The organism is Agromyces ramosus (assembly GCF_004216665.1).
Lineage (GTDB): Bacteria > Actinomycetota > Actinomycetes > Actinomycetales > Microbacteriaceae > Agromyces > Agromyces ramosus.
The window spans coordinates 157102-182059 of sequence record NZ_SGWY01000004.1 but is presented as its reverse complement, the minus strand read 5'-3'; the positions used below and the strand labels follow the sequence as shown (position 1 = coordinate 182059).

General features: G+C 71.7%; 28 protein-coding genes. 20 read left to right on the top strand and 8 right to left on the bottom strand.

Features of this window, described 5'->3' with window-relative positions; all coding sequences use genetic code 11:
• Positions 1–36: 36 nt before the first annotated feature.
• Both purB and EV187_RS17055 read right to left on the bottom strand, forming a co-directional pair.
• The gene (gene purB, locus EV187_RS17060; protein ID WP_130354280.1) at positions 37–1416 is read right to left on the bottom strand and encodes an adenylosuccinate lyase; all 1380 of its coding nucleotides are present in this window, start codon (positions 1414–1416) and stop codon (positions 37–39) included.
• On the bottom strand, positions 1413–1940 hold the full coding sequence (locus EV187_RS17055) for a low molecular weight protein-tyrosine-phosphatase (protein ID WP_130354279.1): 528 nt from the start codon (positions 1938–1940) through the stop codon (positions 1413–1415). Before EV187_RS17055 ends, purB begins: the two co-directional genes overlap by 4 nt.
• 90 nt (positions 1941–2030) lie before the next feature.
• On the opposite strand from EV187_RS17055, the gene EV187_RS17050 reads away from it, so the two are divergent.
• The 3 genes from EV187_RS17050 (at position 2031) to EV187_RS17040 (ending at position 4801) form a co-directional block, all read left to right on the top strand.
• Entirely contained in the window at positions 2031–2924 is an 894-nt protein-coding gene (locus tag EV187_RS17050) for an aminoglycoside phosphotransferase family protein (RefSeq protein ID WP_130354278.1), read from the top strand.
• Positions 2925–3020: 96 nt separating this feature from the next.
• Positions 3021–3338, top strand: a complete 318-nt coding sequence (locus EV187_RS17045; protein ID WP_130354277.1) for a hypothetical protein — start codon at positions 3021–3023, stop codon at positions 3336–3338.
• Positions 3335–4801: a hypothetical protein gene (locus EV187_RS17040; protein ID WP_130354276.1), complete on the top strand. Its 1467-nt coding sequence runs from the start codon at positions 3335–3337 to the stop codon at positions 4799–4801. Before EV187_RS17045 ends, EV187_RS17040 begins: the two co-directional genes overlap by 4 nt.
• Here EV187_RS17040 and EV187_RS17035 read toward each other — a convergent pair.
• Positions 4773–5159, bottom strand: a complete 387-nt coding sequence (locus tag EV187_RS17035; RefSeq protein ID WP_130354275.1) for a phage holin family protein — start codon at positions 5157–5159, stop codon at positions 4773–4775. The two genes, EV187_RS17040 and EV187_RS17035, sit on opposite strands and share 29 nt — an antisense overlap.
• Before the next feature lie 53 nt (positions 5160–5212).
• On the opposite strand from EV187_RS17035, the gene EV187_RS17030 reads away from it, so the two are divergent.
• The 4 genes from EV187_RS17030 (at position 5213) to EV187_RS17015 (ending at position 10060) form a co-directional block, all read left to right on the top strand.
• The gene (locus EV187_RS17030) at positions 5213–6322 is read left to right on the top strand and encodes a histidinol-phosphate transaminase (RefSeq protein WP_130354274.1); all 1110 of its coding nucleotides are present in this window, start codon (positions 5213–5215) and stop codon (positions 6320–6322) included.
• Positions 6323–6338: 16 nt separating this feature from the next.
• Positions 6339–7472 carry a thiamine pyrophosphate-dependent dehydrogenase E1 component subunit alpha gene (locus EV187_RS17025; protein WP_242609679.1) on the top strand — a complete coding sequence of 378 codons (1134 nt, stop codon included), beginning with the start codon at positions 6339–6341 and terminating at the stop codon, positions 7470–7472.
• A 125-nt stretch (positions 7473–7597) separates the two neighbouring features.
• Positions 7598–8581 (top strand): alpha-ketoacid dehydrogenase subunit beta, encoded by a 984-nt coding sequence (locus EV187_RS17020; RefSeq protein ID WP_130354464.1) that lies wholly within the window; start codon positions 7598–7600, stop codon positions 8579–8581.
• Positions 8582–8617: 36 nt separating this feature from the next.
• Positions 8618–10060, top strand: a complete 1443-nt coding sequence (locus EV187_RS17015; protein ID WP_130354273.1) for a dihydrolipoamide acetyltransferase family protein — start codon at positions 8618–8620, stop codon at positions 10058–10060.
• A gap of 25 nt (positions 10061–10085) precedes the next feature.
• Here the strand turns inward: EV187_RS17015 and EV187_RS17010 are convergent, their stop codons facing one another.
• A complete protein-coding gene (locus EV187_RS17010) occupies positions 10086–10571 on the bottom strand; it encodes a GNAT family N-acetyltransferase (RefSeq protein ID WP_165391257.1) in 486 nt (161 codons plus the stop codon).
• A gap of 151 nt (positions 10572–10722) precedes the next feature.
• Here EV187_RS17010 and EV187_RS17005 point away from each other — a divergent pair, with 151 nt between their 5' ends.
• From EV187_RS17005 to EV187_RS16980, 6 genes are all read left to right on the top strand, one after another.
• Complete coding sequence (locus EV187_RS17005; RefSeq protein ID WP_130354271.1) at positions 10723–11814, top strand: metal ABC transporter substrate-binding protein; 1092 nt, start codon at positions 10723–10725, stop codon at positions 11812–11814.
• Between the two features lie 4 nt (positions 11815–11818).
• Positions 11819–12634, top strand: coding sequence for a metal ABC transporter ATP-binding protein (locus tag EV187_RS17000; protein WP_130354270.1), 816 nt, complete (start codon positions 11819–11821; stop codon positions 12632–12634).
• Positions 12635–12695: 61 nt separating this feature from the next.
• The gene (locus tag EV187_RS16995) at positions 12696–13619 is read left to right on the top strand and encodes a metal ABC transporter permease (RefSeq protein WP_130354269.1); all 924 of its coding nucleotides are present in this window, start codon (positions 12696–12698) and stop codon (positions 13617–13619) included.
• Complete coding sequence (locus EV187_RS16990; protein ID WP_130354268.1) at positions 13619–14461, top strand: metal ABC transporter permease; 843 nt, start codon at positions 13619–13621, stop codon at positions 14459–14461. Before EV187_RS16995 ends, EV187_RS16990 begins: the two co-directional genes overlap by 1 nt.
• Positions 14458–14862, top strand: a complete 405-nt coding sequence (locus EV187_RS16985; protein WP_130354267.1) for a Fur family transcriptional regulator — start codon at positions 14458–14460, stop codon at positions 14860–14862. Before EV187_RS16990 ends, EV187_RS16985 begins: the two co-directional genes overlap by 4 nt.
• A 133-nt stretch (positions 14863–14995) precedes the next feature.
• On the top strand, positions 14996–15679 hold the full coding sequence (locus EV187_RS16980; RefSeq protein ID WP_242609678.1) for a YrhK family protein: 684 nt from the start codon (positions 14996–14998) through the stop codon (positions 15677–15679).
• Between the two features lie 18 nt (positions 15680–15697).
• On the opposite strand, the gene EV187_RS16975 is transcribed toward EV187_RS16980, so the two are convergent.
• The gene (locus EV187_RS16975; RefSeq protein WP_130354266.1) at positions 15698–16090 is read right to left on the bottom strand and encodes an MmcQ/YjbR family DNA-binding protein; all 393 of its coding nucleotides are present in this window, start codon (positions 16088–16090) and stop codon (positions 15698–15700) included.
• Positions 16091–16392: 302 nt separating this feature from the next.
• On the opposite strand from EV187_RS16975, the gene rpmB reads away from it, so the two are divergent.
• The 5 genes from rpmB (at position 16393) to EV187_RS16950 (ending at position 19847) form a co-directional block, all read left to right on the top strand.
• Positions 16393–16629, top strand: a complete 237-nt coding sequence (rpmB, locus tag EV187_RS16970) for a 50S ribosomal protein L28 (protein WP_056727420.1) — start codon at positions 16393–16395, stop codon at positions 16627–16629.
• Positions 16629–16796 carry a 50S ribosomal protein L33 gene (gene rpmG / locus EV187_RS16965; RefSeq protein ID WP_022892462.1) on the top strand — a complete coding sequence of 56 codons (168 nt, stop codon included), beginning with the start codon at positions 16629–16631 and terminating at the stop codon, positions 16794–16796. Before rpmB ends, rpmG begins: the two co-directional genes overlap by 1 nt.
• A gap of 3 nt (positions 16797–16799) precedes the next feature.
• Positions 16800–17105 carry a 30S ribosomal protein S14 gene (rpsN, locus tag EV187_RS16960; protein ID WP_130354265.1) on the top strand — a complete coding sequence of 102 codons (306 nt, stop codon included), beginning with the start codon at positions 16800–16802 and terminating at the stop codon, positions 17103–17105.
• A 263-nt stretch (positions 17106–17368) separates the two neighbouring features.
• A complete protein-coding gene (locus tag EV187_RS16955; RefSeq protein ID WP_130354264.1) occupies positions 17369–17656 on the top strand; it encodes an HU family DNA-binding protein in 288 nt (95 codons plus the stop codon).
• Between the two features lie 250 nt (positions 17657–17906).
• Positions 17907–19847, top strand: a complete 1941-nt coding sequence (locus EV187_RS16950; protein ID WP_207221894.1) for a bifunctional copper resistance protein CopD/cytochrome c oxidase assembly protein — start codon at positions 17907–17909, stop codon at positions 19845–19847.
• Between the two features lie 36 nt (positions 19848–19883).
• Here EV187_RS16950 and EV187_RS16945 read toward each other — a convergent pair whose 3' ends face one another.
• Complete coding sequence (locus EV187_RS16945) at positions 19884–20930, bottom strand: hypothetical protein (RefSeq protein WP_130354263.1); 1047 nt, start codon at positions 20928–20930, stop codon at positions 19884–19886.
• Between the two features lie 184 nt (positions 20931–21114).
• Between EV187_RS16945 and EV187_RS16940 the strand changes: the two genes are divergently transcribed.
• Entirely contained in the window at positions 21115–22440 is a 1326-nt protein-coding gene (locus tag EV187_RS16940; RefSeq protein ID WP_130354262.1) for an ATP-dependent DNA helicase, read from the top strand.
• Between the two features lie 52 nt (positions 22441–22492).
• On the opposite strand, the gene EV187_RS16935 is transcribed toward EV187_RS16940, so the two are convergent.
• Together EV187_RS16935 and EV187_RS16930 are read right to left on the bottom strand one after the other, a co-directional pair.
• Entirely contained in the window at positions 22493–23080 is a 588-nt protein-coding gene (locus tag EV187_RS16935) for a hypothetical protein (protein WP_130354261.1), read from the bottom strand.
• 10 nt (positions 23081–23090) lie between these two features.
• Positions 23091–23498 (bottom strand): DUF4383 domain-containing protein, encoded by a 408-nt coding sequence (locus tag EV187_RS16930; RefSeq protein WP_130354260.1) that lies wholly within the window; start codon positions 23496–23498, stop codon positions 23091–23093.
• Between the two features lie 227 nt (positions 23499–23725).
• Here EV187_RS16930 and EV187_RS16925 point away from each other — a divergent pair, with 227 nt between their 5' ends.
• Positions 23726–24958 carry a serine hydrolase domain-containing protein gene (locus EV187_RS16925; protein ID WP_130354259.1) on the top strand — a complete coding sequence of 411 codons (1233 nt, stop codon included), beginning with the start codon at positions 23726–23728 and terminating at the stop codon, positions 24956–24958.

Sequence of the window (24958 nt, the reverse complement as noted above, 5' to 3'; positions counted from 1 at the left end):
CACGGGGCGCGCCCTCACGCGCGCCCGGCCCGCGGGTCAGAGCCGGTCGACGAGCTCCGACGCGATGCCCGTGTAGGTGGCGGGCGTGAGGGCGAGCAGGCGCTGCTTCGCGGCATCCCCGATCTCGAGGCCCTCCACGAAGGCGGCGAGCTCGGCGGCGCCGACGCGCCTGCCGCGGGTCAGCTCCTTCAGCAGCGCATACGGGTCGGCGATCGTCGAGCGCCCGGCGACGACCTCGGCGCGGATGACCGTCTGGATCGCCTCGCCGAGCACCTCCCAGTTGCCGTCGAGGTCGTCGAGCAGCAGCGTGCGGTCGAGGTCGATCTCGCCGAGCCCGCGCTGGATGTTGTCGAGCGCGAGCAGCGAGTGCCCGAAGCCGACGCCGATGTTGCGCTGGGCGCTCGAATCGGTGAGGTCGCGCTGCAGGCGGCTCGTCACGAGCGTCGCCGCGAGGGAGTCGAGCACCGCACTCGAGAGCTCGAGGTTCGCCTCGGCGTTCTCGAAGCGGATCGGGTTCACCTTGTGCGGCATCGTCGATGAGCCGGTGGCGCCGGCCTGCGGGATCTGGCGGAAGTAGCCGAGCGAGATGTAGGTCCAGATGTCGGTCGCGAGGTTGTGCAGCACCCGGTTGGCGTGGGAGATGCGCGCGTAGAGCTCGGCCTGCCAGTCATGCGACTCGATCTGGGTGGTGAGCGGGTTCCAGGTGAGGCCGAGCGACTCGACGAACTCGCGCGACACCTCGGGCCACGCGACATCCGGAGCCGCGACGACGTGCGCGGAGAACGTGCCGGTGGCGCCGGAGAACTTGCCGAGGTACTCGGTGGCCTCGACCTGGCGGGCGATGCGCTCGAGGCGGAACGCGAAGACCGCGAGCTCCTTGCCCATGGTCGACGGCGTCGCGGGCTGACCGTGCGTGCGGGACAGCATGGCCGCGTCGCGGTGCTCGACCGCGAGGGCCGAGAGCGTGTCGATGACGCCACGGTACTTCGGCAGCCAGACCTGGCGCACCGCATCGCGCACCGTGATGGCGTACGACAGGTTGTTGATGTCCTCGCTCGTGCACGCGAAGTGCGTGAGCTCGGCGATCGCGTCGAGGCCGAGCAGCTCGAGCCTGCGGCGCACGTAGTACTCGACCGCCTTCACGTCGTGCCGGGTGGTCGCCTCGAGCGACGCGAGCTCGTCGATGTCGACCTGCCCGAACTCGGTCACGATCGACCGCAGCTGCGCCTTCTGCTCGGCCGAGAGCGGCGCGGAGCCGAAGAATCCGCGGTCGGTCTGCGCGATGAGCCACTCGACCTCGACCTGCACGCGGGCGCGGTTGAGGCCGGCCTCCGAGAGGTGCTCGCCGAGTTCGCCGACGGCGGCGCGATACCGTCCGTCGAGCGGGCTGAGCGGCTGGGGAGGCAGCGAGGTCATCGGATTCCTTGTCTGAGTGCGGGGGCCAGTTGCCGGAAGAGCGCCGACGTCGACCGCTCTATCATCCCAAGAACTCGGTCGAAGGTCGCCGCGTCCGAGTAGTAGGGGTCGGGCACGTCGTGCAGTGGAGCGAGCTCGGAATCGAACTCGAGCAGCAGCCGCACCTTGTCCTGGTCGAGTCGCGTCGGCGCCTGGTTCCGCAGGATCCGCGACTGGCCCCGGTCGAAGGCCACGATGAGGTCGAGGGCCGGGAAGTCGCCCGCGTCGAACTGGCGCGCGCGATGGTGCGTCCCGTCGTAGCCGGCGCGATCGAGGGCGTCGATGGTGCGCTGGTCGGCGCGCTCGCCGACATGCCAGTCCCCGGTCGCAGCCGACTCGATGGCGATGCGGTCGCCGAGCCCCGCACGTTCGGCGAGGGAGCGCAGCACGACTTCGGCCATCGGCGAGCGGCAGATGTTGCCGGTGCAGACGAAGGACACTCGGAAGGGCTGCGCGGCGTCCCCGGCGGGTTCCGCTCGCGTCATGCTCCCATTCTGGACGAGATCGTCGCCGGGCACAGCAGGGAAAACGACGCCTGCGCTACGCTGGGCGGTCCGCGTCGAGGGAGGGTCGAGATGACGGATGCCCCGCCGGCCGACTTCCACGTCGACGAGGCGCTGGCCGCGCGACTCGTGGCGACGCAGCATCCCGATCTCGCCGGGCCCGTGCGGCTCGTCGCGCACGGGTGGGACAACGCGATCTTCCGCCTCGGCGACCGGTATTCGGTGCGGATGCCGCGGCGTCGCGCCGCGGTCGGACTCGTGCGCAACGAGCAGCGGTGGCTTCCCGAACTCGCGCCGCGCCTGCCCGTGGCGGTGCCGGCCCCGGTGCGGAACGGCCGTCCCGCGCCCGAGCTCGGCTACGACGTGCCGTGGAGCATCGTGCCGTGGTTCGACGGCGCGAGCGCGCTCGCGTTCGATGCCGAGACGCGCGGTGTCGCCGTGAACGCCATGGCGGACTTCGTCGCCGAACTGGCCGCGACGCCCGCTCCGGCGGATGCGCCGGCCAACGCGTTCCGCGGCGTTCCGCTGCTGCACCGCGACGAGGCCGTGCGCGCGCGACTCGCGGGCGGACGCGTGCCCGAGGCGGCGGCACTCCTCGGGGTGTGGGAGCGCGCCACCTCGGCGCGTGCGTGGACGGGCCCGAGCGTGTGGCTCCACGGCGACCTGCATCCGGCGAACCTGCTGCTCGCGCCGTCGGGAGCCCTGGTCGCGGTCATCGACTTCGGCGACATCACCGCCGGAGATCCGGCCACCGACCTCGCGACGGCGTGGCTCACGTTCGACCCGCACTCGCGCCGGGTCTTCCGCTCCGAGCTCGAGGCCCGTCGTGGCGTGGACGAGGCCACGTGGGACCGTGCCAGGGGGTGGGCGCTCCTGATCGCCTCGGCGGTCGTCGAGGTGGCCGGCACCACGGGTGACTTCGGCAGCGTGGCGTCGTACGTGCTCGAGCAGGTGCAGCTGGACTGAGGCGGCCCCTCCTCCACAGCGCCGTCGTCGGCGACAGGGTGCACGGATGCCGCGATCCCCGGGCCGTCGTCCGCACCGCCGCGCGAGGCTCGAGTCATGCACGAGGCCGAAGCACTCACCGCGATCACGGGTCGCGCCGCGACCGAGCAGGTCGACGGGGCGCGTCGGCACCTGTCGATGCTGCGGTCGCTGCTCGACGAGATGCAGGGCACGACGCACGCGTTGGTGCCCGGCGGCCCCGGGTCGTGGCGGTCGGCCGCCGCCGACGGGTACGCCGAGGGCCTCTCCTACCTGCGCGAACGCCTGGCGGGGGCGCTCGCTGCGATCGCCGATGCGGAGTCGGCACTCGAGTACTGCATCGCTCGCATGGAACGACGACTCGAGGCGTCGCGCCTCGACGGAGGCCGATCGTGAGCGGTGACCTCACCGTCTCCGGCGGAGGCTCCACGGCCGTCGCGATCGACGCCCTCTTCGTCGACGCGGCACGCCTCGGTGCCACGATCGCGGTCGTCGGCGACTGGATCGATCGGGCGGCGGTGATCCGCCGGGGACTCCACGTGCTCGACCTCGACGTGCCCTCGGTGATCGGTGCCGCGGGTTCCCCGACGCTCGATCTCGCGTTCGCGGGCATGTGCCTCGACCAGGGACTCGATCGTGCACGATGGCTGCGCTCATCACTGGTCGAGGCGGCGGAACGCTATGGCGCCACCGAGCGACTCGTCGACGGCCTCTGGCGACTCGGGGCGTTCATCGGGGCGCCATGGCTCGGCTTCCACGCGCCGGCGCTCCTCACCGGCGGCCTCCTCGCGGCCGGAGGGCTGCAGGCCGGCTCGGCCGCCTGGCGCGCCGCCGGCTGGGGATCGACGCCGCTCGAAGCCTGGCTCGTCGACCACCGAGGGATGCTCTCCGATCCCGACTTCGTCCGACTGGTGCGGGTGGCCGTCGACCACGCCGACGAGGTGGTCGCCGGTGCCGCGCGCCTGCCCTTCGCGGGGTGGATCGGATCGGCCGTCGGAGCACCCGAGAGCGCCTCGCTCGTGCTCGGGCTCGCCGGACTCCTCGGAGTCGCGGGCAGCCGCGTGCTCGTCGACCGGCCGGTTCGGGTGCAACAGGTCGACCCCGCCGGGCTCGGAGCGGTGGTGCCGCCCCCGGCCGGCATCGGCGAGCTCGCGGATCGAGTCCCGACGGGCGACGACGGGTCGCAGATCCGGATCGAGCGGTACGGCCCGCCCGACGACCCCCGCTGGATCGTCTACATCGGCGGAACGGTCGACTTCGGACTCGTCGCCGCAGCGCAGCCCGCCGACATGACGAGCAACCTCCACGGCATCGCCGACGACAGCGCGCTCGACGCGCTCCGCCTCGCGGGGGCCGACTCGGGCGCGGGCGAACGCGCCGTGCGCGAGGCCATGCGCGAAGCCGGGGTGGAGGCCGACGACCCGCTGCTCGCGGTCGGCCACTCGGGGGGTGGACTCATCGCCGCGGGCCTCGCCGGCGATCCCGAGCTCAACGCCATGGGAGCGGTCAGCCTCGGCGGCCCGGTCGCCTCGGCGCCGACGCGCGAGGGCGTGGGGGTGCTCTCCATCGAGCATGAGGAGGACCTCGTGCCGGCGACGGGCGGCGCGGGGCATCCGTCGCCCGACCGGGTCACGGTGTCGCGCAGCGTGCTCGATCCCGGTCGCGAGTACGGGGCCGTGTTCCCGGCGCACGAGTTGGCCCGGTACCGGGAGACGGCCGCCATGGTCGACGGATCGGAGGAGGCGCGCCTCGCGTCATTCCGCTCACTGGTCGCCGAGGTCACCGGCGGAGGCGACGGGTTGCGCAGCGACTGGGTCGCGACCCGCGAGGTCAGCTCTTCGACGACGGGCGGACGATGAGTCCGATCAGCCAGCTGATGAGGCCCAGCACCAGTGCGGCGAGCACGCCCCACCAGAATCCGTCGATCACGAGCCCGAAGCCCATGAGATCGCTGATCCACGCCACGAGCAGCAGCAGGAGCCCGTTCACGATGAACGAGATCAGTCCGAGGGTGAGCACGTACAACGGGAACGCGATGACGCGCACGAAGGTGCCGACGACCGCGTTCACGAGGCCGAAGATCAGCGCGATGAGCAGGTACGTGAGCACCGTGGCGAGCGTCGTGTCCTCGTACGGCACGACGCGCACGCCCGAGACGATGAACGTCGTCAGCCACAGGGCGAGCGCGACGACGATGACCTTGACGATGAACCGCATGCACCCACTCTGGCAGAGAGGTGGGTCGCGATCGAAGGGGTACGGTGGAATGCGTGACCGCACCGGAGCCAACGGGGGCGAGCGTTCGCCTTCGCCCCGAGATCGCCGCCCTTCCGCCGTATCGACAGGGCCGACCGGCGCCCGACGACGGCTACAAGCTGTCGAGCAATGAGAATCCGCACGAGCCGCTCCCCGGGGTGGCCGAGGCCGTCGCCGCGACGCTGCCCGAGATCAACCGCTATCCCGACGCCACGGCCCTCGTGCTGCGCGAACGACTCGCCGAGCGCTTCGGCGTCACACCCGATGAGGTGCTCGTCGGCGCAGGTTCGGTGTCGCTCCTGGCCCAGTTCATCGCCGCAGCCGCGGGCCCCGGCGATGAGGTGATCTACTCGTGGCGGTCGTTCGAGGCCTACCCCGGGCTCGTCACCGTGGCCGGCGCCACCAGCGTGCGGGTGCCGAACCGGCCCGACCATGGCCACGACCTCGACGCGATGGCCGCGGCGATCACCGACCGCACGCGCGTGGTGATCGTGTGCTCGCCCAACAACCCGACCGGGATGCTCGTCACCGCGGGCGAGTTCGAGGCGTTCATGGCACGAGTGCCCTCCGACCTGCTCGTGCTGCTCGACGAGGCGTACATCGAGTTCGTCCGCCATGAGGACTCCGTCGACGGCCGCACCCTGATCGGTCGGTACCCCAACCTCGTCATCCTCCGCACGTTCTCGAAGGCCTACGGACTCGCCGGACTGCGCGTGGGCTACGCGATCGGGCCCGAGCCGATCCTCGATGCGGCGCGTGCGACCGCGATCCCCCTCGGCGTGACCGCGGCCTCCACCGCCGCCGCGCTCGCGTCGCTCGAGCCCGCCGCCGAGGCGGAGCTGCTCGACCGGGTCGAGGTCATCGCCCGGCGGCGCGAGGCCGTGCACACTGCGCTCCTCGCCCAGGGCTGGCCCGTGCCCGGGGCGCACGGCAACTTCATCTGGCTGCCCACGGGCGAGGCCACGACGACGGTCGCCGAGCGACTCTTCGACGCCGGGCTCGTCACGCGGGCGTTCCCGCCCGAGGGCATCCGCATCTCGATCGGCGAGCCCGAATCTGTCGATACCCTCCTCCGGATTCTGGAGGAGCTTGTACCGGGCTCACAAGAACGGCACCCGGCGTAGCGGGTACCGTGGAACGGTGGCAGCCCGCGAGAGAGACTTCACCGCGCCGACGGTCCAACTCCTGACCCCCTCGGGAGAGTTGCGTCCGACGCCCGAGGCGGAGGAGTACCTGCCCCTCATCGAGGCGCTTCCCGACTCGATGCTCGAGCAGTTCCACCGCGACATGGCGATCTCGCGGCGGCTCGACCTGGCCTGCGCCAACCTGCAGCGACAGGGCCAGCTCGCCCTGTGGGTGCCGAGCCACGGGCAGGAGGCCGCGCAGGTGGGTTCGGCGCACGCCGCACGGGCCCAGGATCACATCTTCCCGTCCTACCGCGAGCACGTCGTCGGCATGATCCGCGGCCTCGACCCCGTCGCGATCCTCTCGCTGCTGCGCGGCGCGACGCTCGGCGGGTGGAACCCCGCCGAGAACGGCAACTTCCACCTCTACACGCTGGTCCTCGCGTCGCAGACGCTGCACGCCACGGGGTACGCGATGGGGATCCAGTTCGACGGCCAGGTCGGCACGGGCGACCCCGACGTCGACACCGCCGTGCTCGTCTACTACGGCGACGGCTCCACGTCGCAGGGCGACGCCAGCGAGGCCCTCGTCTTCGCCTCCAGCTACGAGACGCCGCAGGTGTTCTTCGTGCAGAACAACCAGTGGGCCATCTCGGTCCCCGTGTCGCGCCAGTCGCGCAGCCCCCTCTCCCTGCGCGGCGGCGGCTTCGGCATGCCCGGGGTGCGCATCGACGGCAACGACGTGCTGATCAGCTACGCGGTCACGCGGCAGTCGCTCGAGGAGGCGCGTGGGGGCGAGGGCCCGAGCCTCATCGAGGCGCTGACCTACCGCATGGGCGCGCACACCACGGCCGACGACCCCACCAAGTACCGCACCGACGCCGAGGTCGAGTACTGGGCGCAGCGCGACCCGATCACCCGATACCGCACCTGGCTCGAGAGCCGCGGCGCGTCGGCATCGTTCTTCGACGAGGTCGAGATCGAGGCGGCGGATGTCGCCGCCGACGTCCGCCGGCGGGCACTCGACGTGCCCGCGCCGTCGCGCGACCGGATCTTCGCCCACGTGTACAGCGAGCCGCATCCGCTCATGGCCGAGGAGTCCGCGTGGCTCGAGGCGTTCGAGACCGGATTCGAAGGAGGAGCGGCATGAGCGCATCCACCGAGCAGGAGCACCGCGTGGCCGACGTGCGCGCCTCCGAGGCGGTCGATACGCGACCGGCGCTCCCCCCGGCGTCGCCCGCCGTCGCCTCCGATGGAGCACATGCCGATCCGGGCATGCGCGGCATCCACACCCTCTCGATGGCGAAGGCGATCACCGCGGGCCTGCGCGAAGCGCTGCGCGCCGACGAGAAGGTGCTGCTCATGGGCGAGGACATCGGACCCCTCGGCGGCGTGTTCCGCGTGACCGAGGGCCTGCAGGCCGAGTTCGGTGACAAGCGGGTCCTCGACACGCCGCTCGCCGAGTCCGGCATCGTCGGCACCGCGATCGGGCTCGCGATGCGCGGCTACCGTCCCGTCGTCGAGATCCAGTTCGACGGCTTCATCTTCCCGGCCTTCGACCAGATCACCACCCAGCTGTCCCGCCAGACAGTGCGCCACGACGGCACGATCTCGATGCCCGTCGTCATCCGCGTGCCCTACGGCGGCCACATCGGCTCGATCGAGCACCACCAGGAGAGCCCCGAGGCCTACTTCGCGCACACGCCGGGCCTGCGCGTGGTGAGCCCGTCGAGCCCGCACGACGCGTACTGGATGATCCAGGAGGCGATCGCCTCGAACGACCCCGTGCTCTTCTTCGAGCCGAAGAGCCGTTACTGGCCCAAGGGGCCGGTCGACCAGGACCACTCGGGGATGCCGCTGCACGCGAGCCGCGTCATCCGGCCGGGCACCGACGTCACGGTCGTCGGCCACGGCGCGATGGTGTCGACCCTGCTGCAGGCCGCCGACATCGCCGCGGGCGAGGGCACGAGCCTCGAGGTCGTCGACCTGCGCTCGCTCTCCCCCATCGACTACGGTCCGCTCCTCGACTCGGTGCAGCGCACCGGCCGGCTGGTGGTGGCGCAGGAGGCGTACGGGTTCGTGAGCATCGGCTCCGAGATCGCGGCGACCGTAGCCGAGCGGGCGTTCTACTCGCTCGAGGCGCCGGTGCTGCGGGTGTCGAGCTTCGACACGCCGTTCCCGCCCGCCGCGCTCGAGACCGAGTACCTGCCGAGCCCCGACCGGGTGCTCGAGGCCGTCGACCGCGCACTGGCGTACTGACCCGCGGCTGCGGCCGCGACCCGAGAGAGGCGTGAGATGAGCGAGATCCGGTTCCCGCTGCCCGACGTGGGCGAGGGGCTCACCGAGGCCGAGATCGTGCAGTGGCGCGTGGCGCCGGGCGATCGCATCGCACTCGACCAGGTGTTCGTCGAGATCGAGACGGCGAAGTCGCTCGTCGAGCTGCCGAGCGCGTTCGAGGGGGTCGTCTCCGAGCTGCTCGTCGACGAGGGCAGGACGGTCGACGTGGGCACCCCGATCCTGGTCATCCAGACGGATGGCGGCAGTGCGGATGCCGCGGCGCCGTCGTCCTCCGCTGCGGTTCCCCCGGCCGACACGCCCGCGACGGCCGAGGCAGCGGCCGGCGCAACCGTCGCGTCGCACGCCGCCGCGCCGTCCGAGGGCGGCGGAGCCGTGCTCGTCGGCCACGGATCCTCGGGCCCGGCGGCCACTCGCCGCAAGCGGCATCCGTCACCCGGCGGCGCGCACGAGAACCTCGCGACCGTCCCGGCGCCCACCGCCACTCCCCCGGCGGCACCCGTGCCGCGCCCCCAGGCAGGTGCTCCGGCCGGCGCGGCTGCGGCACCGGCTGCACCGACCGCACCGCGACCCGACTCGGGCGTGCCGGTCATCGCGAAGCCGCCGATCCGCAAGCTCGCGAAGGACCTCGGCGTCGACCTCTCGCGGGTGGCGCCCACCGGGCCGATCGGCGACATCACCCGCGACGACGTGATCCGCTCCGCGAGCCAGGTGAGCGTGTTCCGCAACATCCAGACGCCCGAGTGGCCGACCGATCGCGAGGACCGGATTCCGGTGAAGGGCGTGCGGAAGGCCATCGCGAACGCGATGGTGCAGAGTGCATACTCCGCGCCGCATGTCAGCGTCTTCGTCGACGTCGACGCCACGCGCACGATGGAGTACGTGAAGCGGCTCAAGGCCTCGCCCGACTACGCGGGGGTGCGCGTGTCGCCCCTCCTCATCATGGCGAAGGCCATGATCTGGGCCGTGCGCCGCAACCCGTCGGTGAACGCGCAGTGGACCGACGAGGAGATCATCGTCAAGCACTACGTGAACCTCGGCGTCGCGGCGGCGACGCCGCGCGGTCTGATCGTCCCGAACGTGAAGGAGGCGCAGGCGATGACCATGGTCGAGCTCGCGACGGCGCTGGAGCAGCTCACGCTGACGGCGCGCGAGGGCAAGACCCAGCCCGCCGAGATGCAGGGCGGCACGATCACGATCACGAACATCGGCGTCTTCGGCATGGACACCGGCACCCCGATCCTCAACCCGGGCGAGGTGGCGATCGTCGCGCTCGGCACGATCAAGCAGAAGCCCTGGGTGGTCGACGGCGAGGTGCGGCCGCGGTTCGTCACCACGGTCGGCGCCTCGTTCGATCACCGGGTGGTCGACGGCGACGTGGCGAGCCGGTTCCTGGCCGACGTCGCGTCGATCATCGAGGAGCCGGCGCTGCTGCTGGAGTAGCGGATGCCGCGGCATCCGCTGCGCGTCAGAGCCGGATCTCGTAGGTGAGCGAGTCGCCGGAGCGGCTCACCTCGGCGAGGCCGGCGTTCTCGAGCGCACGCCGCGCCGGCAGGTTCGCGAGCTCGCAGTCGGCTCGCGCGGTCGTCGCTCCCGCGCGACGGGCGAGTTCGACCGCCTCGAGCACCGTGTGCAGGGCCAGGCCCTGGCCGCGCACGGCCGGCACCAGCCCGAAGGCGAACTCGACCGCCCCCGCGTCGTCGGGGGGTCCGAACAGGTTCACTCCCCCGATGGTGGCGCCATCGTGGGCTCGTCGCACGAGGTAGGGGCCGAACGGGGCGGGGTCGCCGTTCTCGTGCACCGCCTGCACGTACTCGCTGAGGAGCTCGGGCTCATCGGTGAAGGCGTAGCCGCCCTCCCACCCGTCGCGCGGGTCGACCTCGCCGGAGAGCATGCGCTCGGCGTCGGCGACGGTGAACGGATGCAACGTGAGAAGGGTCGTCGTCGTATCCACGTGGCTCATGGTCGCACGACGGTGCGACACTCGCCAAAGCTCTCCACAGGAGTCGCATGGAATGTCACGTGCGGTTCAGCGGTTCCACATCTCCGGAATCGAGCGCCACATGGTTTTGACAATCATTATCAATAACAGGTAGTTTCGACGCATGACCTCGCGCACCACGCCCCGGCACCGACGTGCCGGCACCGCGATCGCCACGGGTGCCGCGATGGTTGCCGCAACGCTCGCCCTGGCCTCGTGCGCCAGCCCCGGGGCATCCGGTTCGGACGGACCGAGCGGCCCGTCGATCGTCGCGACGACCACGCAGGTGGGGGACTTCACGCGCGAGCTCGTGGGCGGCACGGCTGCGGTCATGCAGCTCCTCGCGCCGGCGCAGAGCGCGCACAGCTTCGACCCGTCGGCAGCGCAGCTCCTCGCCCTCGCCGACGCCGACGCGCTGGTCGTCAACGGGGCGGGGCTCGAGAGCTGGCTCGACGACGCGGTGAGCGCGTCGGGCTTCGACGGGGTGTTCATCGACGCGAGCACGGGCATCGAGGTGTACGGCACGGGCGACCACGACCACGACGACGAGGCGGCCGACGGCACCGACGGCGCGGACGCCGCTGAGGACGGGCACGACGACGCCGCGGGTGGCGATGCCCACGACGGCCACGACCACGGCGACGGCAACCCGCACATCTGGACCGACCCCGAGCTGGCCGAGCACATGGTCGAGAACATCGCGCGCGGCCTCGAGAAGGTGCCCGGCGTTGATGCCACCGCGCTCGCCGCGAACGAGCAGGCGTACCTGGACGAGCTCGACGCGCTCGACGCGTGGATCGAGGAGAACGTCGAGGCGGTGCCGGTCGACCGCCGACTGCTGGTCACCAATCACGACGCCTTCACCTACTTCATCGACGCCTACGACCTCACCTTCGTCGGCAGCGTGATCCCGAGCTTCGACGACAATGCCGAGCCGAGTGCGGCCGAGATCGACGACCTCGTCGCGAGGATCCGGGCCACCGGCGTCCAGGCGGTGTTCTCCGAGGCGTCGATCTCGCCCAAGGCGGCCGAGACCATCGCCCGGGAGGCGGGCGTCACCGTCCACTCGGGCGACGACGCGCTCTACGGCGACTCCCTCGGCGCCGAGGGAACCCCGGGGGAGACGTACCTGGGCAGCCAGGTCCACAACGCGACCCTGATCCTCGAGTCGTGGGGCGTCACGCCTTCCCCGCTCCCGGCAGTCCTGCAAGGATGACCGCATGACCGAGTCGCCGGTGCTGCGCCTCGAGGGCGTGGCCTTCACGCACCCGGGCGGTTCCGGGGTCTCGGGTCTCGACCTCGAGATCGCCCCCGGCGAGGCGGTCGCCCTCATCGGACCGAACGGCGCGGGCAAGTCCACCCTGCTCATGGGCGTGCTCGGGATGGTGACGCTCACGGCAGGCCGGATGACCGTCGCATCGAGTGAAGCGGATGCCGCGACCGAGGCATCGACGGCGGCCGCGGGTCCCCGCCGCACGCATTCCCAGGACGGCATGATCGGCTTCCTGCCGCAGGCCGCGGAGCTCGACCCCGATTTCCCCATCAGCCTCGAGCAGGTGGTGATGCAGGGACGATATCGCCGGCTCGGCTTCCTCCGCTGGCCCGGACGCGCCGATCGCGAGGCCGTGCGCCGCGCGCTCGAGACGGTCGGCCTCGGCGACCTCGCCCGTCGCCGGTTCGGCGAGCTCTCGGGCGGACAGCGGCAGCGGGGCCTGCTGGCCCGGGCGCTCGCGTCCGAGCCGCGCCTCCTCCTGCTCGACGAGCCCTTCAACGGCCTCGACCAGCAGAATCGCGACGCCCTCATCGACACGGTCCGCGGCCTCAAGGCCCGGGGTGTCGCCGTGCTCATCTCGACGCACGACCTCGAACTCGCGAAGCTCGTCTGCGATCGCGTCGTGCTCGTGAACGGGACGCAGCTCGCGTTCGGCCCCGTGGCCGACGTGCTCACGCTCGACAACGTGCAGGAGTGCTTCGATGGCGTCGAGGTCGAACTCGACGAGCACACGCTCGTGGTTCCCGGCCACGAGGGACATTGATGCAGAACGCGGCATACTGGCACGCGACCGCGCCTGGCATCCGGTGGGGGAGTGGCGCACGATGAGCCTCGTCGACGCGCTGTTCGGCGCCTTCACGGTGCCGTTCATGGCGCGCGCCCTCGTCGTGATGCTCGTGCTCGCCGTGGTCGCGGGCATCGTCGGCGTGCTCGTGAACCTGCGCGGTCTGGAGTTCATCAGCGACGGGCTGACCCACGCGGTGTTCCCGGGCCTCGCGATCGGGCTGGCCGTGGGCGGCACCGCCGGACTCCTGCCGGGTGCCGCCATCGCCGCCATGACCGCCGCGGTGGTGCTGACGTGGCTCGACCGCGCCGGCATCGCGTCGGATGCCGCCATCGCGATCGTGCTCACCGCGACCTTCAGCGTCGGCGTCATCGTCGTGTCGCGCGGCGACGACTACGCGGGCGAGCTGGAGGCGCTGCTGTTCGGACGGGTGCTCACGATCCCGCCGGCCGAGGTCCTGCCGCTCGTCGGCGTCAGCGCGGTGGCGCTCGCCGCGGTGGCGGTCACGATGAAGCAGCAGCTCTTCCGGGCCTTCGATGCGCGTGGAAGCCGCGCCGCCGGCGATTCGGCGTCGTGGCTCGATCTCGTGCTGAACGGCGCCGTCGCACTCGTGGTGGTCGCCGCGGCCAGCACGATCGGCACGCTGCTCGTGCTCGCCCTGCTGATCGTGCCGGGCGCCGTCGCCCGCCTGGCGACGCAGCGACTCTGGCTGCTCTTCCCCGTCGCCGCCCTGTTCGCCTCGGTCGCCGCGTGGCTCGGGCTCGCCGTCGGCTTCGCCGGTTCGGTCGGAGCGGGAATCGACCTCCCGGCGGGCAGCACGATCGTCGCCGTGTTCGTGGCGGGCTACGCGCTGGTGCTGCTCGGTCGCTGGATCGCCGACCGCCTCGGTCACCCGCGGGCCACCGAGTCGGGGACGCCCCCGGTGACCGCGTCGCTCGCCGCAACCGTGGGGGAGGGGCGCTGATGGGCTACTTCGAGCGTGCACTCCTCGCGTCGATCGTCATCGGCGCGGGCGCCGGATTCGTCGGCGCGCTCGTCGTGCTGCGTCGTCGCACGTTCTTCGCGCAGGCGCTCACGCACGGCACCTACCCCGGAGCGGTCGCGGCCGCCGCGCTCGGCGTGAGCGTGCCGCTCGGGGCGGCCGCGGCATCCGTGGTGCTCGTTGCGGTGATGTCGGCCATCGCCCGCGTGCGACGGCAGGGCGCGCAGGTCGCCGCGGGCATCGTGCTGACGGGCGGGTTCGCTGCCGGCGCGCTCCTGCAGGCGGTGATCCCCGGGCTGCCGGTGCGGGCCGAGTCGCTGCTCGTCGGATCGATCCTCACGGTCACCGACGCGGACATCGTGCTGGCGGCCGCCGTCGCCGTCATCGCCGTCGCGGCCGTCGCGGTCTTCGGCAAGGAGATCGCGTTCTCGACGTTCGACCCGTCGGGCTTCCGGGCGTCGGGCTACCGCGAGTGGCCGGTGGAGCTGCTCGTGCTCGGCCTCACCGCCGCCATGGTCGTGAGCGCGCTGCCGGCGGTCGGGGCGATCCTCGCGATCGCGCTGATCGCGGCGCCGGCCGCCGCCGCCCGGCTGGTCGTGCCGACCTACCGGGGCATCCTGCTCGCCGCACCCGTGATCGGCGCGGCATCCGGGATCATCGGGGTCGTCGCGTCCCGCGCCCTCGCCGTGGCTGCAGGACCCGCCATCGCGCTCGCCGCGACGGCGTTCTTCGTGCTCGCGCTGGGAATCTCCAAGGTGCGCGCACTACCGTTGAATCGAGTCGCCATCCCCGTGGAGACCGCAGAGGACGCACGCACCGCATGAAGCGCAACACCTGGCAACGCGAAGCCGTTCGCGAGGCCCTCGACGAGACCGAGGGATTCATCAGCGCGCAGGCGCTGCACTCATCGCTGCACGCGAGCGGCTCGCCGATCGGGCTCGCCACGGTCTACCGCGCGCTCGGCGATCTCGCGGCCACGGGCGAGGCCGACTCGCTGCAGTCGCCCGAGGGCGAGGCCCTCTACCGCGCGTGCACCACGACGGGCCACCATCACCACCTGATCTGCCGCAACTGCGGCCTCACGGTCGAGATCGCCGCCGACGAGGTCGAGGTGTGGGCCAAGCGGGTGGCCGCCGACCACGGCTTCACCGGCGCGGCGCACGTCGTCGACGTGTTCGGCCTCTGTGCGAACTGCACCAGGCTGCTCACGGCGAACGCGGGCTGAACCGCCGCGAACCGGGCCTCTCGGCGGATATCACCCAGAACGCGTGATATCGCCGACGGTCGGTGCGGCGTAGGGTCGGCGTGAGACGGTGACCGAGCACCGTCCGCGACACGCGGATCCCGGAGGACGTGGAGTGAGCGAGCCGGTCCGCCCACCGGTCCCGACCGAGAGGCGACTGCGCCGGGAGGCGTGGGGCTTCGCGGTGGGGTCGGTGTGCTTCTTCCTCGGTGCGCTGCCCTGGTACGCGAACTGGCTCGGCGTCGTCGGCGCGAACCTGACCTTCTTCATCGGGTCGATCTTCTTCACGACGGCGGGCTTCATCCAGTTGAGCCTGAGCGGCCGGAAGGCGCCGCACGCCCGGATGAACCGCGCCGATCGCGCCGACTGGTGGGCCGCCGCAATCCAGTTCCTCGGAACGCTCCTCTTCAACATCTCGACCGGTGCTGCGCTCGCCGCGGCGATCGCCCGACCCGACGCCGTGGGCATCGGCTGGCGGCCCGACGCGTGGGGATCCCTCGCGTTCCTCGTGTCGAGCTCGCTCGCCGTGATCGCGACCAGGGATCGCGAACAGCTCTGGGACGCGGACGCCCGCACCTGGCACGGCACGTGGCTGAACCTCGCGGGGTCGGTCGCGTTCGGCGCCTCTGCGGTGGGTGCCTACGTCGTGCCGGTGACCGGTGACCTGGTGAGCGAGTTCTGGGCGAACCTGGGCACGGCGCTCGGTGCCGTCTGCTTCTTCACCGCGGCGATCCTGTCGCGACGGCCGATCACCCGGAAGGCACGCAGGGACCTCACGGATGCCCCGGCCGCCGGCTGAGACGGGCCGGCGCAGCGACTAGTCGACCTCGTGATCGAGGTGCTCGCGGACGAGCTTCGCGGGCGCGGCCGCCGCCCATGCCTCCGCCACGAGCTCGCCCAGGCGTCGCCTCGAGATGCGGTCGAGGTGCACGAGCACCGCGGCGTAGCCGTCGAAGTGCGGGGTCGTGAAGAACACCGCGGGGTCCTCCGAGACCAGGGCGAACTTCACCGCCTCGTCCTCGGTCCTCGCGCCGAGCACGGGTCCCGCCTGCGCGTCGATGCCGAGCGAGTCGAGGTCGGCGCGGCGCAGCGGACGCTCCCAGACGAAGCCCTTCGTGCGCACCTTCCACTGGGCGCTTCCGCGCGACACGTGCTCGCTCGCCTCGGGCAGCGCAAGCGCCAGCTCGCGCACGTCGTCCCACGTCGCCATGCGCGTCAGGCTACGCCGCCGGATGCCACGTCCGCAGCCCCGTCCCACCGGCTCCACCTGCGCGCATCGCATCCGACACCTGGTCGCATGCGCCCGCCGCCGGCGCGGCTGCGGCATCCGCCGATGACGGCCGCGATCGGCCGGTCTGGTAGACTCGACGTTTGGCTGGGTGCTTCCACCGCCCAGACCGCGACATTCCTCCCAAGAGATCCGCGAGAGATCGCGGGTTTCGGCGTGGGGAGCGTCAGCAGACAAGAGACCTTGGGAGGGGCATCCGCCCCTCGGTATTGGAGGAAAGACCAATGGCAGCAGTGTGCCAGGTGACTGGAGCCGTTCCCGGCTTCGGGCACAACATCTCGCACTCGCACCGCCGGACGAAGCGCCGCTTCGACCCGAACGTGCAGAAGAAGACCTATTACGTGCCGTCGCTCCGTCGTAACGTCACCCTGAACGTGTCCGCCAAGGGCATCAAGGTGATCGACGCCCGCGGCATCGAAGCGGTCATCAAGGACATCCAGGCTCGTGGGGTGAAGCTCTAATGGCCAAGGCGCAGGACATCCGCCCCATCATCAAGCTCCGCTCGACGGCCGGCACCGGGTACACCTACGTGACCCGCAAGAACCGTCGCAACAACCCCGACCGTCTCGTGCTCAAGAAGTACGACCCCGTGGTGCGCAAGCACGTCGACTTCCGAGAGGAGCGCTAAGACATGGCGAAGAAGAGCAAGATCGCGCGCAACGAGCAGCGCAAGGTGGTCGTCGACCGCTACGCGGCGAAGCGCCTCGAGCTGAAGAAGGCCCTCGTCGACCCGAACGGCACCGACGAGACCCGCGAGGCCGCCCGCGTCGGCCTGCAGAAGCTCCCCCGCAACGCCTCGCCGGTGCGCGTGCGCTCGCGCGACGCCATCGACGGCCGCCCCCGTGGCGTGCTCACGAAGTTCGGCGTCTCGCGCGTCCGCTTCCGTGACATGGCCCACCGCGGCGAGATGCCCGGCATCACGAAGTCGAGCTGGTAGGCGAGACCCGCTTCACCGAGAGGGGCGTCCCGAACGGGGCGCCCCTCTCGTCGTCTCCCGGGGTCGAGGCGACGGATGCCGCGGCATCCGTCACGGCGACACGCCGGGTGCCGATCGTCCCGAAGTCCCGGAAATCCGCGTGTTTCCGCGGTTCTCTGCTACATTCGAGGCGGCCCGATCGGCCACGGGGGCGGTAGAACGATCGTTCCCGAGAACTCACAGATAGCTGTACCGAAACAGCGGAAGTCCGAGGAGGACATTCAATGGCTGACAAGTCGCTGAACAAGACCGAGCTCGTCGCGAAGATCGCCGCGTCGACCGGCCAGAGCCAGGCCACCGTCGACGCCGTGCTCGGCGGTCTCTTCGATGCGCTCTCCGAGTCCGTCGGTTCGGGCACCAAGGTCTCCATCCCGGGGTGGCTCGCCGTCGAGCGCACGCACCGTGCCGCGCGCACCGGCCGCAACCCGCAGACGGGTGCGACCATCGACATCCCGGCCGGCTACTCGGTCAAGGTGTCGGCCGGATCGAAGCTCAAGGCTGCGGCCAAGTAACGAGGTCCCGAGACTCCTGAAGGGGCGTGCGGCATCGGCCGCGCGCCCCTTGGTGGTCTCCGGTCGTGAACGCCGGGCGATCGGCGTGAGGCCCGGGGGAGTGGCCGACACCGCGGGGGAGTGGCGGATGTCGCGGGCCGCGTCGCACGCTCCGGGCGATCGCACGGGCGGCGGCGTCTAGGCTGGTTCGGTGCCCCGCTCCGTTCGCGTGCTCGGCCCCGCCGTGCTCCTCGCCGTCGCGCTCCTCGCGATGTTCGCGGGCCTCGCGTACGGCGGCGGCGCCGCGCCGCTCCCCATCCAGGATCCCGGTCCCGTCGCCCGGTACGGCCTTCCCGTCGCCAAGCTCGTCGTGAACCTGGGCGCGGCCGGCATGATCGGCGCGCTCGTGCTCGCCGTCTGGGCGCTCTCGCCGAAGCGGCGCGAGTTCGACCTCGCCCTCGACGTCGCCGCGGCATCCGCTGCCGTGCTCACCGTCGCGAGCGCAGCGACCGGCATCTTCACGTTCCTCGTCGTCACGGGCGAGCCGTTCTCGTTCGGCCCCGCGTTCGGGCAGAAGCTGGGCCAGTTCGTCACGACGATCGCGCTGGGCCAGGCGTGGCTCACCACCACCCTCGTCGCCGCCGCCGTCACGGTGCTGTGCTTCGCGGTGCGCAACCACACGGCGCTCGTGTTCGTGACGGTGCTCGCCGTCGCCTCCCTCGTGCCCATGGCGCAGCAGGGGCACGCTGCAGGTGCCGCGGGTCACAACGCCGCGATCGCGTCGCTCGGACTGCACCTCGTGTTCGCGGCGGTCTGGCTCGGCGGCCTGCTCACGATCGTGCTGCTCCGCCGGGAGCTCGACCGGGAACGGCTGCCCATCGTGCTCGCCCGGTACTCGTCGGTCGCGCTCATCGCCTTCATCGTCGTGACCCTGTCGGGATACGCGAACGCCGCGCTCCGCATCGGCACGTGGGACGAACTGGGCACGACCTACGGCGTGCTCGTGCTCGTGAAGGTCTCGGCCCTCATCGCGCTGGGCCTGTTCGGCGCGGCGCAGCGTCGCTTCCTGATCTGGCGGATGCAGCGGCCCACCTCGGCCCACGGCGCCCCCGCCGACGCGTCCATCTCCCGCGACTTCTGGGTGCTCGTGGTCGTCGAGCTCGCGTTCATGGGCCTCGCCTCGGGGGTGGCCGCGGCGCTCGCGCGCACGGCGACGCCCGTGTCGGAGGATGCCGCCGGCTCGCTGGCCCGCACGCCGGCCGAGATCCTGACGGGCCAGCCGCTCCCCCCGTGGCCCGAGTGGACGCGCTACTTCACCGAGTGGAACCCCGACCTGCTCTGGCTCCTCGCCTGCGGCTTCGGCATCTTCTTCTACCTCGCGGGCGTGCGGCGGCTGCGCAGGCGCGGCGATCATTGGCCCGTGTACCGAGCGGTGCTCTGGGTGGCCGGCCTGCTGCTGCTCGCCTACGTCACGAGCGGCGGCGTGAACGTCTACGAGCAGTACCTGTTCTCGGCGCACATGGGCGCGCACATGGTGCTCACGATGGCGGTGCCGGTGCTGCTCGTGCCCGGCGCCCCCGTCACGCTCGCGGCGCGTGCCATCCACCCCCGCAAGGACGGTTCGCGCGGCGGCCGCGAGTGGATCCTGCTGGCGGTGCACTCGAAGTTCGCGTCGATCATCGCGAACCCCATCGTCGCGGCGGTGCTCTTCGCCGGCTCGCTCTGGGTGTTCTACTACACGCCGCTGTTCCGCTGGTCGATGCTCGACCACATCGGGCACGAGTGGATGATCGGGCACTTCGTGATCACCGGCTACCTCTTCGTGCAGTCGCTCATCGGCATCGACCCGGTGCCGTACCGGTTGCCGTACCCGTTCCGGCTCGTGCTGCTCCTCGGCACCATGGCCTTCCACGCGTTCTTCGGCCTCGCGATCATGTCGGGCACCGGACTCCTGCTCGCCGACTGGTACGGCGCGATGGGCTGGGGAACCGACGCGCTCGTCGACCAGCAGCTCGGCGGCGGCATCGCCTGGTCGGTGGGCGAGATCCCGACGGTCGCCCTGGCGATCACGGTGGCGGTGCAGTGGGCGCGCAGCGACGAGAAGGAGTCGAAGCGCCGCGACCGCCACGCGGACCGCACCGGCGACGCCGAGCTCGAGGCGTACAACGAGCGGCTCGCCGCCATCGCCGAGCAGGACGCGCACCGCGGCTGACGCGGGCGAGCGGATGCCGCGGCACCCCCACACGTGTCACTTCAGCTGGATCGCGATGCTGCCGTCGGGCCGGATCGACGCGCTCAGGGCGACCAGGAACGGCCGATCCTCCTCGAGCGTGTAGAAGTCGCCGTCGAAGAGCGACTGCAGCTCCACCGAGATGTGCGCCACGCCCTCGGTGGGCGGCATCTCGAAGGCCGTCTCACCCGGCGCGAGGGTGACCGGGGGATTGGTCACCATCGTCCAGACGGGCGGGCTCACGACCCGGTCGTCGATCTCGATGCCGAAGGGGCATCCGGCCGGTTGCAGGACCTGCTGGGTCGCGCACTGCGCGAGGTAGTCGTCGAGCTTCACCTGCACGCGTTCCACGAAGGTGGCGGTTGGCAGGGAATCGACGCCGACGGCGTACCGCGAAGCCGGCGCCACGGCCATCGACGTCGGCACCGCCTCGAGCAGGGTCGAGGTGTAACCGAACTCGTAGACGGCCGGTGCGATCGCGAGGTATGGCGCGGTCTGCGTGAAGGCGGCCAGCTCGTCGCCGGTCTTCGTCGCGCGCGTGTCGAGCGTGAGCGTGCCGACGGTGAACAGCGGGTTGTGGGCGGCCGTGACATCGACCACGGTGAGCGGGCTGGTTGAGAACTCCCACCGGTTGAGCACGCCGTAGAGCGGAGCGATGGGGCGAACGTCGAAGGTCGTCTCGATGATGGACACGTCGAGGCGGTAACTCGCGGTTACCGAGTGTGTGCCGTCGGGGTTCGCGACATCGCTCACGATGCGCACGTCCTCCGGGCCGGCCTCGACGACGCCCGAGCGGAACATCGCGGTCGACACGTTCTCGGGCAGGCCCATGGCGGTGAGCTCGGCGGCGTCGAGCGCCACGCCCGGGGTCGTGGATGCGGCGGCGATGTCGTCGTCGGCGATCGCCTCGAGATAGCGCTCGACGAAGTTCGATGCCCCGTAGATCGTCTGGTTCAGCGCGCCGAGCGCGGCGAGGAAGGCGCCGACGAGGAGCATGGCGAGCCCGACCCAGCCGATCACCGCGGCGGGCGACACCGGACCCCGCCGCACGCCTGAGCTCCCCACCCGCACAGTCTATGCGGGCGCCCGGCGCCGTCCCGTCCTCCCCGGGCGCCCGTCGGATGCCGCTCGCGATCCCGGCCGGCGTGGCCCTGCCGCCGCGCCGTTCCGCGGTTACAGTGGGAGCGCGCCCCCACGGGCGTCGCCGCCGCGGGAGCCGCCCGCGGCATCCGCTCGCCGAAGGCAACCAGTGCAGAACGTCACCCTCACCCGCGAACAGGCAGCCGTGTTCCAGGCCATCGAGGGCACGCGCGAGCACGTGTTCGTCACCGGCCGCGCCGGCACGGGCAAGTCGACGCTGCTGAACCACCTCAACTGGCACACCCAGAAGCAGATCGTGATCTGCGCGCCCACCGGGGTCGCCGCGCTCAACGTGGGCGGGCAGACCATCCATTCCCTGTTCCGGCTGCCGATCGGGGTCATCGCCGACCACGACATCGACCAGAACGACACCGTGCGCAAGATCCTGAACGCCATGGACACGCTCGTGATCGACGAGGTGTCGATGGTGAACGCCGACCTCATGGACGCGATGGACCGGTCGCTGCGCCAGGCCCGCCAGCGACCGCACGAGCCGTTCGGCGGCGCGCAGGTCGTGCTCTTCGGCGACCCCTACCAGCTGGCCCCCGTGCCCGGCAGCGGCGACGAGCGCCGCTACTTCACCGACACGTACACGTCGATGTGGTTCTTCGACGCGAACGTTTGGCGCGAGGCCGACCTGCGCATCTACGAGCTCGGCGAGGTGCATCGGCAGCACGACGACGAGTTCAAGCTCATGCTCAACGCGGTGCGGCACGGGGCGGTCACGGCCGAGATCGCGGGCGTGCTGAACGACGTGGGCGCGCGCCGGCCGCTGCCCGAGCAGGGGGCGATCACGCTCGCCACCACCAACGAGACGGTCAACCGCATCAATCGCACCCAGCTGCACCGGCTTCCCGGGCAGTCGATCGCCAACGAGGCGGAGGTGAACGGCGACTTCGGCGGGCGGGCGTTCCCGGCCGATGAGCGGCTCGAGCTGAAGATGGGTGCGCAGGTGATGTTCCTCCGCAACGACAACGCCCTGCGCGGCGACGGGCCGCGGTGGGTGAACGGCACGATCGGCACCGTCACCTCGCTCCAGCGCGAGGTGCGGGTCGAGATCGACGGCGAGGAGCACGAGGTCGAGCCCGTCACGTGGGAGAAGTTCCGGTACACCTGGGACCCGGCGGCGAAGAAGCTCCACCGCGAGATCGTGGCCGAGTTCACGCAGTTCCCGCTGCGGCTCGCGTGGGCGGTCACCATCCACAAGTCGCAGGGCGCCAGCTACGAGACCGCCATCGTCGACCTCGGACCCCGGGCGTTCAGCCCGGGACAGACCTACGTGGCGCTCAGCCGCCTCACGGCGCTCGACGGGCTCTACCTGAGCCGTCCGCTGCGACCGAGCGACATCATCGTCGACCGCGACGTCGAGCGGTTCATGGCCGGCGCGCTCCGCGAGATCGGCCTCGATGCCGCGGCGCCCGGGGCGGCCGGATGAGGTGACCGGGGGTGCGACCGGGGACGTCGTCGCCACGCATCCCCGGTCGCGGTCAGTGGTGTCCGTCGCCGCCGTGGTCGACGTCGGTCACCGAGGTGCCGGTGCCGCCGTGCTCTCCGTGCGGCACGGCGAGCTCGCCCGCCTCGGTCGCGGCGAGTGCCGGTGTGGCGAGTCCCGCCACGAGCAGGGCGCCCGCCACCAGCCCCGCGAGCGAGAGTCGGCCGTCGACGGCCGGCTGCGGCGCGGCATCCGCCGGCCTCGTCGGATGGGGGATCGTGCGGGCGGCGGCTCGGGATCCGCGGCGCACGACGAACGCGCTGTGCACGGCCACGACGCCGATGAAGGCGGATGCCGCGACGAGCGGGCCGACCGCGACTCCGGTCGACGCGGCCAGACCGGTGCCCACGAGGGCGCCGGCGCCCACGAGCACCGCGGCGCCCACGCCGAGCGCGACCGCCGGCGCGATCGCACGCCCCGCGCGGAGCGAGAGGAGGCCCCAGCCGAGTCCGCCGATGCCGGTCCCGGCCAGGGCGACCCCCGCCGTTCCCCCCGCACCGGCGGCGAGGGCGAGGAGCACGAGTCCGCCGCCGAGGGCGGAGAGCATCGGCCAGGTCCTCGCCAGCGTCGTCAGTGCGTTCATGGCGGGCTCCCTAGGCCGTCGCCACGCGTGCCGAGCGCTCGGCCCCGAGCCCCACGCCGAGCAGCACGATGGCGCTCGCGAGGTGCAGGAAGTGGTCGGCCGTGTTCAGCGCCAGGATGTTCGCCGCCGTGCCCGCAAGGAAGAACCCGATGATGCCGAGCAGCAGGTAGGCGCCGCCGACGACGGTGTTGACGGACTTGGCGGCGGTGACGTTCGCGAAGCCCGCGATGAGCAGGGCGGCGCCGATGAGCAGGTGGGCGATGTTGTGCAGCGGGTTCACCTGGAAGACGCCGAGCAGCAGCCCTCCCTCGGTGGCGATGAACCCGACCCCGCCGGTGACGGCGAAGCCGAGGAGCCCGACGAGCACGTAGACCGCGCCGAAGACGGTTGCGACGATGCGATTCGGGGAGTTGCGCATGAGGTGCCTCCTTCGTGGAGCCCGGTGGTCCCGGGTGTGACCGTGGTTCGGCGCGGCCCTCGACGCGGATTGGTCGGCCCGCGGATCGCGGCGATCGAAGGTCGCGCGTCGGGTGGCCACGGGCGCGCCGCCATTGCGGGTTACAATCGCAGCGGACACACGGCTAGGGGGGCTTGGTGGCTGGAGGCCCGGGGAGGTTCCGACGGCGGCTCGTACCCGCCGTCGCGATGGCCGCTGCGCTGGGGCTCGGACTGAGCGGATGCTTCGGCGGCGTCGTCGATCCGGCATCGCAGTTCGACCCGGTCGAGGCGCCGCTCGGCGACGACCTCGCGACGAGCCTCGATGCGGTGCTCGACCAGGCCGTCGCGCTCAGCGGGTCGAGCGGAGCCGTCGCGGGTGTCTGGGCGCCCTGGGCCGGCGAATGGACCGCAGCGACCGGCACGGTCGAATTCGGCGAGGGCGCCCCGGCCGCACGTGCGGACAGCGGCTTCCACATGGCGACGCTCACGACCGAGATCACCTGCACGGTGCTGCTGCGACTCGTCGACGCGGGAACCGTCAAGCTCAACGACGAGGTCGAACAGTACGTCGACTGGATCCCGACGCTCGATGGCATCACCCTCGAGCAGCTCTGCCGGCACACCTCGGGCCTCGCCGACTACTACCCCACCCTGCGCAGCCACTTCATCGCCAATCCTGCGCGCCTCTGGCCCGCCAACGAGCTGCTCTCGAACGGCCTCGCCCTCAGCCGCGTGGGTCCGCCGGGGGAGCAGGTTCGCGAATCGCGCACCGGCATCCTCCTGCTCGGGCTCGCGCTCGAGCGGCGCACCGGCAAGCCGTGGACCGAGCTCGCCGATCAGTACGTGTTCGGGCCGCTCGGTCTCGAGGACACCCGGATGCCCCCGCCCTCGGTCACCGATCACACGGGAGTGCTCGGCGCCTACTCGTCGGCCATCGCGCCGACCGGCGCCGTGGATTGCGCGGTGCTCGTCGACGCCTCCGAGCAGTCGAGTTCGATGGGCGGCGCGGCCGCGGGCGCCGTCTCGACGCTCGAGGACACCCGGGTGCTGAGCGAGGCGTTCGCGACCGGTGCACTGCTCAGCGAGGCCACGGAGCGCAAGCAGTGGGCCGCGATCCCGCTCGGCGGGTCGGCGCCGGCTTGGCAGACGGCCGGCATCGGCGCGCTGCAGTACGGGCCCATGCGCGGCTCCGCCGGTGAGTCCGCCGGTGCCCTCACGGCCGCGTTCACCGACCCCGCGAGCGGGCTCACGGTGGTGGTCGCCCTCAACAACTCGACGGCGGGCGCCGACTTCGTGCGGGAGACGGCGTTCGCGCTCGCCTCCCTGGCGTCGAAGGCGAACCCCGTCGACGGTCGGGAGCGCCCGCTCGTGGAGCTGCCCTGGTCGATCGACCAGGCGACGGCCAAGATGCAGGAACTCGGCATCTGCCCCACGGCATAG

Excerpts from the sequence above, each read along its gene's own strand:
- purB (WP_130354280.1), bottom strand. The coding sequence starts at position 1,416 with ATGACCTCGCTGCCTCCCCAGCCGCTCAGCCCGCTCGACGGACGGTAT.
- EV187_RS17055 (WP_130354279.1), bottom strand. The coding sequence starts at position 1,940 with ATGACGCGAGCGGAACCCGCCGGGGACGCCGCGCAGCCCTTCCGAGTG.
- EV187_RS17050 (WP_130354278.1), top strand. The coding sequence starts at position 2,031 with ATGACGGATGCCCCGCCGGCCGACTTCCACGTCGACGAGGCGCTGGCC.
- EV187_RS17045 (WP_130354277.1), top strand. The coding sequence starts at position 3,021 with ATGCACGAGGCCGAAGCACTCACCGCGATCACGGGTCGCGCCGCGACC.
- EV187_RS17035 (WP_130354275.1), bottom strand. The coding sequence starts at position 5,159 with ATGCGGTTCATCGTCAAGGTCATCGTCGTCGCGCTCGCCCTGTGGCTG.
- EV187_RS17020 (WP_130354464.1), top strand. The coding sequence starts at position 7,598 with ATGCGCGGCATCCACACCCTCTCGATGGCGAAGGCGATCACCGCGGGC.
- EV187_RS17015 (WP_130354273.1), top strand. The coding sequence starts at position 8,618 with ATGAGCGAGATCCGGTTCCCGCTGCCCGACGTGGGCGAGGGGCTCACC.
- EV187_RS17005 (WP_130354271.1), top strand. The coding sequence starts at position 10,723 with ATGACCTCGCGCACCACGCCCCGGCACCGACGTGCCGGCACCGCGATC.
- EV187_RS17000 (WP_130354270.1), top strand. The coding sequence starts at position 11,819 with ATGACCGAGTCGCCGGTGCTGCGCCTCGAGGGCGTGGCCTTCACGCAC.
- EV187_RS16995 (WP_130354269.1), top strand. The coding sequence starts at position 12,696 with ATGAGCCTCGTCGACGCGCTGTTCGGCGCCTTCACGGTGCCGTTCATG.
- EV187_RS16990 (WP_130354268.1), top strand. The coding sequence starts at position 13,619 with ATGGGCTACTTCGAGCGTGCACTCCTCGCGTCGATCGTCATCGGCGCG.
- EV187_RS16985 (WP_130354267.1), top strand. The coding sequence starts at position 14,458 with ATGAAGCGCAACACCTGGCAACGCGAAGCCGTTCGCGAGGCCCTCGAC.
- EV187_RS16975 (WP_130354266.1), bottom strand. The coding sequence starts at position 16,090 with ATGGCGACGTGGGACGACGTGCGCGAGCTGGCGCTTGCGCTGCCCGAG.
- rpmB (WP_056727420.1), top strand. The coding sequence starts at position 16,393 with ATGGCAGCAGTGTGCCAGGTGACTGGAGCCGTTCCCGGCTTCGGGCAC.
- rpmG (WP_022892462.1), top strand. The coding sequence starts at position 16,629 with ATGGCCAAGGCGCAGGACATCCGCCCCATCATCAAGCTCCGCTCGACG.
- rpsN (WP_130354265.1), top strand. The coding sequence starts at position 16,800 with ATGGCGAAGAAGAGCAAGATCGCGCGCAACGAGCAGCGCAAGGTGGTC.
- EV187_RS16955 (WP_130354264.1), top strand. The coding sequence starts at position 17,369 with ATGGCTGACAAGTCGCTGAACAAGACCGAGCTCGTCGCGAAGATCGCC.
- EV187_RS16950 (WP_207221894.1), top strand. The coding sequence starts at position 17,907 with ATGTTCGCGGGCCTCGCGTACGGCGGCGGCGCCGCGCCGCTCCCCATC.
- EV187_RS16935 (WP_130354261.1), bottom strand. The coding sequence starts at position 23,080 with ATGAACGCACTGACGACGCTGGCGAGGACCTGGCCGATGCTCTCCGCC.
- EV187_RS16930 (WP_130354260.1), bottom strand. The coding sequence starts at position 23,498 with ATGCGCAACTCCCCGAATCGCATCGTCGCAACCGTCTTCGGCGCGGTC.
- EV187_RS16925 (WP_130354259.1), top strand. The coding sequence starts at position 23,726 with ATGGCCGCTGCGCTGGGGCTCGGACTGAGCGGATGCTTCGGCGGCGTC.